Annotated in this window: 11 protein-coding genes; 6 read left to right on the top strand and 5 right to left on the bottom strand. The window is 73.9% G+C overall.

The features are described from left to right. Positions 1 to 190: 190 nt before the first annotated feature. The 4 genes from AAHH18_RS03555 (at position 191) to AAHH18_RS03540 (ending at position 5,107) form a co-directional block, all read left to right on the top strand. The gene (locus tag AAHH18_RS03555) at positions 191 to 1,519 is read left to right on the top strand and encodes an aggregation-promoting factor C-terminal-like domain-containing protein (protein WP_343300602.1); all 1,329 of its coding nucleotides are present in this window, start codon (positions 191 to 193) and stop codon (positions 1,517 to 1,519) included. Between the two features lie 344 nt (positions 1,520 to 1,863). Beyond that, on the top strand, positions 1,864 to 3,036 hold the full coding sequence (locus tag AAHH18_RS03550; RefSeq protein WP_343300601.1) for a G5 domain-containing protein: 1,173 nt from the start codon (positions 1,864 to 1,866) through the stop codon (positions 3,034 to 3,036). A 57-nt stretch (positions 3,037 to 3,093) separates the two neighbouring features. Continuing rightward, on the top strand, positions 3,094 to 4,089 hold the full coding sequence (locus AAHH18_RS03545; protein WP_343300600.1) for a ribosomal RNA small subunit methyltransferase A: 996 nt from the start codon (positions 3,094 to 3,096) through the stop codon (positions 4,087 to 4,089). Between the two features lie 73 nt (positions 4,090 to 4,162). Next, positions 4,163 to 5,107 (top strand): 4-(cytidine 5'-diphospho)-2-C-methyl-D-erythritol kinase, encoded by a 945-nt coding sequence (locus AAHH18_RS03540; RefSeq protein WP_343300599.1) that lies wholly within the window; start codon positions 4,163 to 4,165, stop codon positions 5,105 to 5,107. 7 nt (positions 5,108 to 5,114) lie between these two features. Here AAHH18_RS03540 and AAHH18_RS03535 read toward each other — a convergent pair whose 3' ends face one another. The 3 genes from AAHH18_RS03535 to AAHH18_RS03525 form a co-directional block, all read right to left on the bottom strand. Beyond that, positions 5,115 to 5,897, bottom strand: a complete 783-nt coding sequence (locus AAHH18_RS03535) for a head GIN domain-containing protein (protein WP_343300598.1) — start codon at positions 5,895 to 5,897, stop codon at positions 5,115 to 5,117. A gap of 150 nt (positions 5,898 to 6,047) precedes the next feature. Next, the gene (locus AAHH18_RS03530; protein ID WP_343300597.1) at positions 6,048 to 7,229 is read right to left on the bottom strand and encodes an aminotransferase class I/II-fold pyridoxal phosphate-dependent enzyme; all 1,182 of its coding nucleotides are present in this window, start codon (positions 7,227 to 7,229) and stop codon (positions 6,048 to 6,050) included. Positions 7,230 to 7,260: 31 nt separating this feature from the next. Beyond that, a complete protein-coding gene (locus tag AAHH18_RS03525; protein ID WP_283321235.1) occupies positions 7,261 to 7,896 on the bottom strand; it encodes a shikimate kinase in 636 nt (211 codons plus the stop codon). Between the two features lie 156 nt (positions 7,897 to 8,052). Between AAHH18_RS03525 and AAHH18_RS03520 the strand changes: the two genes are divergently transcribed. Further along, the gene (locus AAHH18_RS03520; RefSeq protein WP_343300596.1) at positions 8,053 to 8,784 is read left to right on the top strand and encodes a TetR/AcrR family transcriptional regulator; all 732 of its coding nucleotides are present in this window, start codon (positions 8,053 to 8,055) and stop codon (positions 8,782 to 8,784) included. 49 nt (positions 8,785 to 8,833) lie between these two features. On the opposite strand, the gene shiA is transcribed toward AAHH18_RS03520, so the two are convergent. Next, on the bottom strand, positions 8,834 to 10,132 hold the full coding sequence (gene shiA, locus AAHH18_RS03515) for a shikimate transporter (RefSeq protein WP_343300595.1): 1,299 nt from the start codon (positions 10,130 to 10,132) through the stop codon (positions 8,834 to 8,836). 32 nt (positions 10,133 to 10,164) lie between these two features. Beyond that, positions 10,165 to 11,418 carry an MFS transporter gene (locus AAHH18_RS03510; protein WP_283321238.1) on the bottom strand — a complete coding sequence of 418 codons (1,254 nt, stop codon included), beginning with the start codon at positions 11,416 to 11,418 and terminating at the stop codon, positions 10,165 to 10,167. Positions 11,419 to 11,782: 364 nt separating this feature from the next. Here AAHH18_RS03510 and AAHH18_RS03505 point away from each other — a divergent pair, with 364 nt between their 5' ends. Next, on the top strand, positions 11,783 to 12,964 hold the full coding sequence (locus tag AAHH18_RS03505; protein WP_343300594.1) for an acyl-CoA dehydrogenase family protein: 1,182 nt from the start codon (positions 11,783 to 11,785) through the stop codon (positions 12,962 to 12,964). Positions 12,965 to 12,969 lie beyond the last annotated feature (5 nt).

The raw sequence follows: 12,969 nt of genomic DNA, 5'->3' as shown, positions 1-12,969 counted from the left end.
GACGGGGCCGTCGACGCAGGCGGGGCCGCCGAGCGGGCGGGGCGGCCGGGTGGGTGGTGGCGGGGCGGCCGGGTGGGTGGTGGCGCGGCGGGTGGCTTCCGCTGCGGGTCACGAATCGGTTACGGTCGGGGTTGCTGTACCCGGCGTGAGTCCCTCCCTCCCGCCGTCCCGACCTGCTGGAGCCGTCCGCGTGCTTGCGCCCGACCCGTCCGTGCCCTCCCGGCCGCTGCCGGCGGGGCGCACCGAGCCCTCCGCCGACGCCGTCGCGACCGGGTCCGCCGCGACGGGACCGACCCCGCACCCCGCACCGCGCGACGCGCACCCGCACCGCGCACACGCCCACCGCGCGCACCGCTCCCGGAGGGGCCGGCTGCTGCGGATCGGGGCGCAGGGAGCCGCCCTGCTGCTGGTCGCGGGCGCGACGACGGCGTTCGCCGGGCTGCACAAGACGATCACGGTCGAGGTCGACGGCACGCCGGTCGAGGTGAGCGCGTTCGGCCGGACCGTCGCGCAGGTGCTCGCGGCGGGCGACATCGAGGTCGGCGAGCGCGACATGGTCGCCCCGGCGCTCGGCGAGCCCGTGCGCGACGGGTCCCAGGTGGTCGTCCGCCACGGCCGGCAGCTCGACGTCGAGGTGGACGGCGAGCAGCGCACCGTGTGGACCACCGCGCTGACGGTCGGCGAGGCCGTCGAGGGACTGGGCCTGCGGGAGAACGAGACCCTGCTGTCCGCGTCGCGGTCGTCGTCGCTGAGCCGCGGCGACGTGCTGCGGGTCTCGACGCAGAAGACGATCCACCTCGCGGTGGACGGCCAGGTGATCGACGGGGTGACCAGCGCCGGGACGGTGCGCGACGCCCTGCGGGAGATCGGCCTGGTGCTGAACGAGGGCGACCGCGTGTCGGTGCCGCTGGACGCCACCGCGACCGACGGCCTGGTGGTGCTGGTGACCCGCGCGGCGACCGGCGGCGAGCGCGTCGAGGAGGCCGTCCCGTTCGAGGAGCAGGAGGTCGAGGACCCGACGCTCGTGAAGGGCACCCGGGTCGTCGAGACCAAGGGCCGCGCGGGCGTGCGGACCACCACGTACTCGACGTCCACGGTCGGCGGCGCGGTCGTGGACCGGCAGGTCGTGGCGTCGGCGGTGACCGTCGAGCCCGTGACCCAGGTCGTCAAGGTCGGCACGATGGAGCTCGCGTCCGGGGTGGACATCACCGTCACGCCGGGCAGCGCGCAGGAGGTCGGCAAGCAGCTGGCCGCGGAGCGCGGGTGGGGCGACGACCAGTTCGCCTGCCTGCTGGAGCTGTGGAACAAGGAGAGCGGCTGGCGGGTCGACGCCGAGAACCGCTCGTCGGGCGCGTACGGGATCCCGCAGGCGCTGCCCGGCTCGAAGATGGCCAGCATCGCCGCCGACTGGCGCACCAACCCGTCCACGCAGATCACGTGGGGTCTGAACTACATCGCCGGCCGGTACTCGACGCCGTGCGGCGCCTGGTCGTCGTTCCAGGCCAAGGGCTGGTACTGACCCCCGCGCCCTGTCCCCCACTTGGCAGCAGATCACGAATGGGTTACGGTCGCGTGTCGCCCGTGACAGCCCGCAACCCTGGGCTCCCGGGCAGCACCGCCCCTCCGGGTCTCGGAGGGCCGACCGCCGGATCGAGGATCCGGGACCGTCGGGTGCGGCTCCTCCCTCCAGGTGCCGCCGTCGCCGCGGGCTCCTGAGCCCGGGGCACCGCCGGGCGTCGCGGACCGCGACGCACCCCGCCCCTCGTGCCCGGGACCGCCGTCGTCTGGACACACGTGACCTCCCTCCTCCGTCGCGCCCGCACGCGCCTCGCAGCCACGCCCGCCACCCTCCGCACCCGCGTCGTGTCCAACACGACGGACCCCGGGACCACGGACCAGGAGCCGACCGCCGAGCGCCGGACGCGCCGGGGTCGTGTGCGCCTCATCGGTGCCGCGACCGCCGTGGTCGTGCTGGCCACCGGCGGCATCGCCGTCGCCGACGCCCACAAGACCGTCACCCTCGACGTGGACGGCGTGAGCACCACCGTCTCCACGTTCGCGGGCAGCGTCGACGGCCTCCTCGCCGAGCAGGACCTCGAGCTCGGCGCCCGTGACACCGTCAGCCCTGCCGGGGCCCTGAGCGACGGCGTCGACGTCGTCGTCCGGCACGCCCGCCAGGTGACCGTGCAGGCGGACGGCGAGCAGGCGACGGTCTGGACGACCGCGCTGACCGCCGACGAGGCGCTCGAGATGCTCGCCACCCGCGGCGACGACGTGCGCCTCGTGGCGTCGCGCTCCACCGCGGGCGGCCGCCCCGACCTGTCGCTGGACCTCACGCTGGACGGCCCGGCCGACGTGGTCGTGGACGGCACGACCCTCACGGTCCCCGACGGCAGCACCACGGTCGCCGACGCGCTCGACCGCCTGGACGTCGAGCTCCAGCCGCTCGACCGCGTGAGCGTGCGCCACCGGGACGACCGCGTGACGGTCGTCGTGAACCGCGTGGTCGTCGAGGACGTCACCACCACGAGCGAGGTGCCGTTCGACGCCGTCGAGCAGGACGACCCGGCGCTGTACGTCGGCCAGTCGAAGGTCACCACCGCGGGCGTGCCCGGCGTGCGGACCGTCATCGAGCGGGTCACGACCGTGGACGGCAAGGAGACGGGGCGCGACCTGCTCTCCGACGAGGTCACGCAGGCGCCCGTCGCGCAGGTGACGAACGTCGGGACCACGAAGCGCCCGGTCGTCGCGGCGCCGAGCACCCCGAGCACCCCCGCTGTCGGCGGCGGCGACGCGGCCGGCCTGAACTGGGGCGCCCTCGCGGCGTGCGAGTCGGGCGGCAACCCCACCGCGGTCTCCGCGAGCGGGACGTACCACGGCCTGTACCAGTTCTCGGTCGCCACCTGGCAGGCCGTCGGTGGCGCGGGCCTGCCCTCGGAGGCCTCGGCCGACGAGCAGACCGCGCGGGCGCAGATGCTGTACAACCGCTCCGGCGCCGGCCAGTGGCCGCACTGCGGGCCGCGGCTGTTCTCCTGACGCCGCGGCGGACGGCCGCACGCCGGCCGCACGCGCGCGGCCGGTAGGCTCGCTCGCATGTCCTCCAGCAACGGCCCCGTCGCTCCTGCGGCGGGGCCGTTGCTCGGTCCCGCGGAGATCCGCGCCCTCGCCGAGCGGGCGGGGATCCGGCCGACGAAGACGCTCGGGCAGAACTTCGTGCTCGACGGCGGCACGGTGCGCAAGATCGTGCGGCAGGCCGACGTGGTCGCGGGCGAGCGGGTCGTCGAGGTCGGCCCGGGGCTCGGCTCGCTGACGCTGGGCCTGCTGGAGGCCGGCGCGGACGTCGTCGCCGTGGAGATCGACCCGGTGCTCGCGGGCCTGCTGCCGGAGACGGTCCGGCGGCACGTCCCCGGCGCGGACGTGGACGTCGTGGACCTCTCGGACATCGGCCCGGACGTCACCCCGGACGCCGGCGCGGACGTCCGCCCCGACGAGCACCCGGCGCCCCCCGCCGGTCCCGCCCCCGCCCCCGCCCCCTCGCTGACGGTCGTCCGCGGTGACGCCCTCGACGTCCGGGCGCTGCCGGGCCGCCCGCCCACCGCGCTGGTCGCCAACCTGCCGTACAACGTGTCCGTGCCGGTGCTGCTGACGTTCCTCGAGCGGTTCCCGACCCTGGAGCGCGTCCTGGTGATGGTGCAGGCCGAGGTCGCGGACCGGCTCGCCGCCCCGCCGGGCAGCCGCACCTACGGGGTGCCGTCGGCCAAGGCCGCCTGGTACGCCTCCGCGCGCCGCACCGCGACCGTGGGGCGCACGGTGTTCTGGCCGGTGCCCAACGTCGACTCCGCGCTGGTGCGCCTGGACCGGCGCGAGCCCCCGCCGACGTCCGCCACCCGCGAGCAGGTCTTCGCCGTCGTGGACGCGGCGTTCGCGCAGCGGCGCAAGATGCTGCGTTCCGCGCTCGCACCGCTCGCCGGGGGGTCGGGGCCCGCGGTCGCGGCCCTCGCGGCGGCGGGGGTCGACCCGCAGGCGCGCGGCGAGGCCCTGGACGTGGCCGCCCTCGCGCGCGTCGCCGAGCACCTGCCCGGCGTCTGAGCGCGACGGAGGGCGCCCGGCCCGGGTCCGACGACCCCGCGCCACCAGCGCCCGGACCTGGCACAGTGGTCCCGTGACCGACCTGCGCCTCGCCCCCCGCACCGGCCGTGAGGTCCGCGTGCGGGCGCCGGGCAAGGTCAACCTCTCGCTCCGAGTCGGCCCGCGCCGGCCTGACGGGTACCACCCGCTGTCGACCGTGTTCCAGGCCGTCTCGGTCTACGAGGACGTGGTCGCGAGCGCCGCCGACGAGCTGCGCGTCACGGTCTCCGGGCCGCAGTCGGAGCTGGTGCCCACGGACGGCAGCAACCTGGCGCTGCGGGCCGCGCGTGCCCTGGCCGACCGCACCGGCGTCTCCGACGGGGTGCACCTGCACCTGCACAAGGGCGTCCCGGTCGCCGGCGGCATGGCCGGGGGTTCCGCCGACGCGGCTGCCGCGCTGCTGGCGTGCGACGCGTTCTGGGGCACGGGCCTCGGACGGGAGGAGCTGCACGAGATCGCCGCCGACCTCGGCTCCGACGTGCCGTTCCTGCTCATGGGCCAGACCGCCGTCGGGGCGGGCCGGGGCGACCTGCTGACCGCCGCCCTCAGCCGCGGGGAGTACCACTGGGCGTTCGGCGTCCGGGACGAGGGGCTCGCGACGCCGCGCGTGTTCGAGGAGTTCGACGCGCTCGGCGGCGGCCACCCGGGGCCGGAGCCCGACGCCGACGTCGCGCTGCTGCAGGCGCTGCGGGCGGGGGACGCGCCGGCGGTCGGCGCCCTGCTGCACAACGACCTGCAGGACGCGGCCGTGGAGCTCGCGCCCGGCCTCGTGGAGACGCTCGCCGTCGCCGAGGACGCCGGGGCGCTCGGCGTGGTCGTCTCCGGGTCCGGCCCGACGGTCGCGGCGCTGGCCCGCAGCCGGCAGCACGCGCTCGTGATCGCCGCGGCGATGACCGCCGCAGGGGTCGCCGACTCGGTGCTCACCGCCTCCGGCCCCGTGCCCGGGGCGCGGGTGGTCGCCGGGTCCGACGTGCTCTGACCGGCCGTCAGCCGCGCTCGACCGAGCCGGACCCCGAGACGTCCTGCTCGACCCGCGGGTCGCCGGTGTAGCTCACGGTCCCGGAGCCGCTGATCGACACGGCGAGCCGGTCCCGCACGCTGACCTCGACGTCGCCGGAGCCCTCGACCGACACGTTCGCCTCCTCCAGCCGGAGGTCCTCCAGGTCCAGGTCGCCGGAGCCCTCGATGCTCAGGTTGGCCGCACCCGCCCGGCCGGACAGCTCGACACCGCCGGAGCCCTCGATCGTCACGTCCACCCGGTCGGCGTCCACGCCGGACGCGGACACGCTGCCCGAGCCCTCGACCAGCACCCGGAGCCGCTCACCCGTGACGTCGACCAGCTCGACGTCGCCCGAGCCGGACACCGCCACCTCGTCGACCCGGGGCAGGACGAGCTCGTACTCGACGTCCCCGAGGCCGCCGAACGGCCGGCTGTCCGCCTCCAGGAGCAGCACGCCGTCGCGCTCGCGGACGACCAGCCGGTCCTGCGTGCGCGCGCCGGCCGTGATGGTGAGGCCGGCCCGGTCGCCGCGCCGCACGGTCAGCTCGCCGCCCGTGCCGAGGTCCACGGCGTGGACGTCCCCGACCTCGACCTCCCGGGTCTCGCTCGGTCCGGCGGACGCCACGCACCCGCCGAGCGCGACCGCGGCGACCGCCCCGAGCGCCACCGCGCCGGCCGTCCGGCGCCGCACCGCGGTGCGCCCTGCCGCCGTACGCCCTGCCGCCGTGCGCCCTGCTGCGCTGCGCCGTGCCGTCGTGCGCGGTGCCATCGTGCGTCTCCTCGTCCCGGGCGCGGGCCGTCCCCGCGTCGTGCTCCCGAGCCTCCCAGCCGGCCGGCCCGCCCCGCATCGGGGACCACCCGGAGCGCACCCTGAGCCGACCCCGGACGGTGAGCGCCCGCGGGTCCGGGCGGCCGTGCGTCAGAGCCGGGTGAGCCCCCGGCGCAGCCCGCGCACCGCCTGGGCGATCCGCTGCTCGTTCTCGATGAGCGCGAACCGCACGTGCCCGTCGCCGCCCGGGCCGAACCCGACGCCCGGCGAGACGGCGACGTCGCACTCGCGCACGAGCAGCTCGGCGAACTCGATCGACCCGAGGTCCCGGTACGGCTCGGGGATCCGCGCCCAGGCGAACATGGTCCCGCGCGGCCGCAGGATGTCCCACCCGATCCGCGACAGGCCGTCGACGAGGGCGTTGCGGCGGCTCTCGTAGACGGCGGACAGCTCCGCCGGGTACTCCGTCGCCTCGTTGAGCGTGACGGTCGCGGCGATCTGGATGGGCTGGAACGTGCCGTAGTCCAGGTACGACTTGAGCTTCGCGAGCGCGCCCACCACGTCGCGCCGCCCGACGAGGAACGCCACCCGCCACCCGGCCATGGAGTAGGACTTGGTCATCGAGTACAGCTCGACCGCGACCTCCGTGGCGCCGACGCACTGCATGATCGACGGCGGCGTCCAGCCGTCGAAGCTCATGTCGGCGTACGCGAGGTCGTGCACGAGGACGACGTCCCGCTCCCGCGCCCAGTCGACGAGCCGCTGCAGGTCGTGCAGCTCGACGGTGGTGGTGGTCGGGTTGTGCGGGAAGGACAGCACGACGACGCGCGGCTTCGGCCAGCCGAGGTCCCACGCCTCCATCACGCGGTCCACGTAGCCGGCGCCGTCCGTGCCGTCACCGATCGGCACCTGGCGGGCGTCGGCGCCGGCGAAGTACGGGCCCCAGATGTGGATGGGGTACGACGGGGTCGGCACCAGCGCCGCGTCGCCGGGCTGCAGCAGCACCCACATGAGGTGGCTGAACCCCTCCTTGGCCCCGATGGTCGAGATCACCTCGGTCTCCGGGTCGAGGGTCACGCCGAACCGGCGCAGGTAGTGGTCGGCGACCGCCTGGCGGAGCTTGGGGATGCCGCGGGACGCGGAGTACCGGTGGTTGCGGGTGTTCTGCGCCGCCTCGGCGAGCTTGTCGACCGCGAGCTGCGGGCTCGGCAGGTCGGGGTTGCCGAAGCCCAGGTCCACCACGTCCCGGTCGGCGCGCCGCGCCTCGACCTTGAGCGTGTCGATGATCGTGAACACGTACGGCGGCAGGCCCGGGATGCGTCGGAACTCCATGGCCCGACGCTAGCCCCCGACCGCCGCGGCGCTAGTGACGCTCGCCGGAGTGCGGGCCGTGCTTGGCGTGCCCGGCGTGCTCGGCGCGCTCCCGGGCGGCGACGCGCAGCCGGCGCTCGATCTCCTTGGCGACCTCGGCGGCCGTCATGCCGTCGGTGAGCGTGCGGAGGGTCGAGACGGACTCGTAGACCTCCCGGCGCTCGCGCATGATGTCGATCCACCGCTGCCGGGGGTTGCCCATCAGCAGCGGCCGGGAGTCGTCGAGCCCGACGCGGGGCGCCGCGTACTCGATGCTGACGTCGAGGAACACCACGATGCCGCCGCCCGCGACGTACGCGGCTAGCTCCTCCTGGGTGTCCTGGCGCAGCGGTGCGCCGCCGCCGAGGGCGAGGACGCCCCGGTGCTCGGCGAGGGCGGCCTCGACGGCCTCGTGCTCGCGCTGGCGGAACGCGTCCTCGCCCTCGGCGAGGAAGATGTCGGCGATGGTGACGCCGGCCCGCTGCTCGACGTCGTCGTCGGTGTCGCGCAGCTCGACCGACCAGCGCCGGGCGAGCGCCTGCCCGACGGAGGTCTTGCCGGACCCCATCGGGCCGCAGAGCACCAGGAGCGGGCCGTGCTCGGGCAGCGGGGGCTGTGCGGCGGCGTGCGGGGCGGGGCGGGGCTGCATGACGCGGTCCTCCAGGGGTACGGCGACGCGGCGGTCGGTGCCGCGGTGCGTCGCGGATCGTACCAAGTGGTTCATACTGCACCTCGCGGCTCTCCGACCTGCGGACGGCCGCGCGTGCTCGCAGGGGGCACGCGGGACGACGACCGGAGATCCGCCATGCCCGAGACGACCGCGACCACCGCGCCCACCGACGGCCCCGACGGCCACGGCGGCGCCCGCCGCGGCACGGCGCGCACCGCCGTGGCACGCCGCGACCCCGAGGGCACCCGTCGCGAGATCCTCGAGGCGGCCATCGAGGAGTTCTCGACGCACGGCCTGATGGGCGGGCGGGTGGACGCCATCGCGGAGCGCACCCGCTCCACGAAGCGGATGATCTACTACTACTTCCGCAGCAAGGAGCAGCTCTACGCCGAGGCGCTCCTCGAGTCCTACCGGCGCATCCGGGCCACGGAGGTCGGGCTGCACCTCGACGAGCGGGACCCGGCCGAGGCGCTGCGGCTGCTGGTCCGGTCGAACGTGCAGCACCACGAGCAGAACCCGGCGTTCGTGCGGCTGGTGGTGTTCGAGAACCTGCTCGAGGCCGGGGCGATCCACCTGATGTCCGACGAGGTGCGTGCCGCGAACCGCTCGGCGGTGACGATCATCGAGGACATCCTGCGGCGCGGGCGCGAGCAGGGCGTGTTCCGGGCGGGACCGGACGCCCCGACGGCGCTCGACGTGCAGGAGGTCATCTCGGGCCTGGCGTTCCAGCGCGTGTCGAACCGCTCGACGTTCCGGGAGCTGTTCGGCCGGGACATGCTGGGCGAGCAGGAGTCGGCGCACGTCCGGGCGATGATCGAGGACGTGGTGCTGCGCTTCGTGCTGGCGGACCCGGCGGACGCCGCCTGACCCGGGGACGGCCCGGGCCCGGTCCGCGACGACCGGGCCCGGACCGCGCTCAGGCCGCGGCCGGCTGCCGGACCGCGAACGCCGCGACCGCGGCGGAGACGAGCGACCCGACGAGCAGGTAGGTCGCCACCGGCCACCACCGCCCGTGCGCCGCCTCGAGCATGGCCGTGGCCAGGAACGGCGTGAAGCCGCCGGCGATGGCCGAGGCCACCTGGTACCCGACCCCGGCCCCGGTGTTCTGGTGCGCGGCGCCGAACATCTGGGTGATGAGCGGCTGCTGCACCGAGACCGCCATGTCGTGGGCGACGTTGATGAGCAGGATCGCCACGATCGCGATCGCGACGATCGACCGGGACTCCAGGGCGAAGAAGAACGGGAACGCGCACACCGCGGCGACCAGCGAGCCGACCACGTAGTTGCGCCGCCAGCCGCCCCGGTCGGACAGGTACGCGAACGCCGGGATCGACACGATGCCGAGCGCGCCCACCAGCGCCGCGACGTTGACGAGCTGCTCGCGCGGCATCCCCAGGTGCGTGTCGGCGTACGCCACCGCGAACGTCGTGACGATGTACATCGTGAGCAGCTCGACGAGCCGCAGGCCGATGATCTCGAGGAACGCCCGGGGGTTCTGCCGGATCGCCGCCCGCACGCCGCCCGCCGCCGCGGAGCTCGCAGCCTGCGGCTCCTTGGGGCGCTCGACGACGCCCGACCGGATCCACAGCCCGACCGCGATCAGCACGATCGAGGACCAGAACGGCACCCGCCAGCCCCACACCTCGAACTGGTCGCCGGTGAGGTAGCTCATCCCGGAGACGGCGGTCGAGGCCGTCACCAGGCCGACGGCGTAGCCGATCTGCACGCCCGAGGAGTAGAACGCCCGCCGGCCCGCGGGGGCGTGCCGGACGGCGAGCAGGGCGGCCCCGCCCCACTCGCCGCCGACCGCGAACCCCTGCACGGACCGCAGCAGGGTGAGCAGCACCGGCGACCACCAGCCGATCTGGTCGAACGTCGGCAGGAACCCGACGAGCCCGGTGCACGCGCCCATGACGGTCATCGTCACGATCAGCACGCGCTTCTGGCCGACCCGGTCGCCCATGCGCCCGAAGAACAGCCCGCCCAGCGGCCGGAACAGGAACCCGATGCCGAGCGTCGCGAACGACGCCAGCAGGTTCATGGTCGGGCTGTCGAAGGCGTAGAAGTGCTTGTTGAAGACCGTGGCGGCGACCAGCCCGAAGATCAGGAAGTCGTACCACTCGATGACGGCTCCGACGAACGCGCTGACGGCGGCGCGACGGGCCTGGCGGGGGGTGACGTCGGCCGGCAGGCCCGTCGTTCCGAGCGCGGTCATGGTGGGGATCTCCTGGTCGGGTGCGGCCGCCCTCAGGCGGCGACGACCGCGGGACGGGACTCGGCGGCCACGGACCGGGGGAACACCCGGCGGTGCCGCATCAGCACCAGGACGCCGAGCAGGACCGAGGCTACCGAGACGACGAGGCCGACCCACACGACGTTCGTGTAGCCGGACGCCTTGGTGGCGGCGCCGTCGACGAGCCAGCCGGACAGGTACGGCAGCACGAAGGCGGCGAGGCCGGACGCGAGGCCGATCATCGAGGTGACGACGCCCTTGCGGACCGGGAAGAACTCGGCCAGCACGACGACGGTCAGCTGGAACAGGCCGCCGGCGGCGAAGTAGCCGATGGCGAACGCGAGGAACGGGTACAGCGTGGCGTTCTGCACCGTGACCATCAGCAGGTACGCGAGCGCCGCCGCCACCGGGTTGACGATGAGGAACGTCACCGGGCGGAACTTCTTGGCGACCAGGCTCGCGGTGATGAACACGCCCGCGAACGACCCGATGGCGTACCAGGAGATGAGGCCGCGGGCGGAGCCCTCGCTCATGCCGGCCATGTACTGCCCGGCGGACGGCAGCGAGTTCTGCGCGAGCCAGAACATCGACGTCGCGGTGAAGCCGAACAGGACGAGCGCGATGCCCTCGACGCCGAGCTTGGCCCCGGTGTCGCCGGCGCTCTCGGCGTTGGCCTCGATGCGGGCCTTCTGCTCGGCGGCCAGCGCCTTGTAGTCCGGGAACGGCACGCGCAGCATGACGACGAACACCACGACGAGCACGACGGCCGCCCCGATGAACGGCAGGCCCCAGAAGTGCCCGGAGGCGGCGAGCCACGTGATGATGAGCGGCAGCACGAGCTGACCGGCGGCGATGGCGGCCTTGACGAGCATGTTCGCGGAGCCGGCCTTGTCCGGGTAGGACTCCATGAGCGTCGGGTAGGTGCCGACGTCCATGATCGCGTTGGCGAGGCCGAACCAGACGGCGAGCGCGAAGCCGACCTGCCACGTCGGGCTGACGAGCATGCCCACCATGAACAGCGTGTACATGCCGAGCGACGTCAGCACCATGAAGCGGCGGCCGACGCGGTCGGACAGGAACCCGGCGAACGACGGGCCGATGATCTTGCCGATGCCGATGCCGGAGATGGCCATCAGCACGTTGCCCTCGGTCGAGCCCCACTGCTCCTGCAGGTGCGCGGAGTTCTGGGACATGATGATGACGGCCATGCCGTAGAGGAAGAAGTACAGGTACACGGACCCCGCGGTGGGGGCGTAGCGGTTCTTCATGTCGAGCCTTTCGAGCGACGCTGCTGCAGAAGGGCACGCGCCGGGGGGGTCGGCGCCCCGAGGGGGCGGTCGGCTGAGGAGCTCAGTCGTAGGTACTCACTCGGTAGTACATAATCGGTCCTCCCCCGGCCCGCGGCAGGGCCCTAGGTCCCGAGTTTGAGCGCGGCGTCACAAAGTCACCCGCGACGGGTGTCAACCCCATCCGCAGCGCCCTGACCTGCGACATCGCCCATCGGGCACGCGTGCGGGGACGTTGGTCCCTGGCACCTCACGGCCAGGGTGCGAGGCTGTCCACGAGTTTGTACGAACTAGTGAGTACGACGACGCCGTCGTTCCGCGCCGTCGGCCCACGCCATCGAGGAGGATGCCCGTGCTCGACCACAAGCCCGCCACCGACGAGGAGTTCCAGCAGTACCTGCGCGAGATCCGCGAGCTGGCCGAGGGCCCGTTCGACGAGATGCAGAAGGAGATCGAGCACACCAACGTCTTCCCGGACGAGTTCTTCGAGCTCGGCAAGAAGCACAACCTCTACCGGTTCTACCTGCCGGAGCAGTACGGCGGCTGGGGCCTGACGACCAAGCAGATCTTCCAGGTCCAGGAGGAGTTCTCCCGCGGGCCCGGCGGCATGCGGATGCACCTGCACCACGCGGCCGGCCTCAACTGGCGGATCATGGACGACTTCGGCCAGGAGGAGCTCAAGACCTGGGCGATGCCGCGGTTCGCGGACAAGACGCTGTACATCAACTTCGCGCTCACCGAGGCCGAGGCCGGCTCCGGCGCCGACATCAAGACCTCCGCGGTGCGCGACGGCGACGACTGGGTCATCAACGGCGAGAAGACCCTCATCTCCCACACCGACTGCTCCGACGGCACCTACCTCATCACGCTCACGAACCCCGAGGCCGACAAGGACCACCGCCTCACCGCGTTCTTCGTCCCGACCGACACCCCCGGGTACGAGATCGTCGAGATGGAGCACATGATGGGCTGCCGCGGCGCCGGTCACGCCGGCCTGCGGTTCACCGACTGCCGCGTGCCCGACAGGTACCGCCTCGGCGAGGTCGGCGAGGGCTACCACGTCGCGATGTTCTCGCTCGGCCTGTCCCGCGCCCACATCGCCGACTCCAACCTCGGCATGGCCCAGCGGATGCTCGAGATCTCCGTCGCCCGCGCCAAGGACCGCGTCACGTTCGGCAAGGTGCTGGCCAGCCGCCAGGAGATCCAGCACATGATCGCCGAGTCCGGCACGCACATCTACGCGCTGCGCCAGATGGTCCACGACACCGCCGACCGCTACGACCGCGGCGAGGAGGCCGACACCCACGCGGCCATGTGCAAGCTGTTCTCGATCCGCACCGTCAAGCTCGTCTCGGACAACATGCTCGAGATCCTCGGCGGCATCGGCTACTTCGAGAACTGCGAGTACGGCCCCGTCGAGCGCCTGTACCGCGACTGCCGCGCCATGTGGCTCGAGGAGGGCCCTCCCACGGTCCAGCGCATCACCGCGGCGCGCGGGCTGATCGCCACCGGCGGCGACACCTTCTGACGGGC

Origin of the sequence: Cellulomonas olei (assembly GCF_039548315.1) — a bacterium.
Lineage (GTDB): Bacteria > Actinomycetota > Actinomycetes > Actinomycetales > Cellulomonadaceae > Cellulomonas.
Note: the sequence above shows the minus strand (reverse complement) of the source record. Positions and strands in the feature narration are given on the sequence as shown.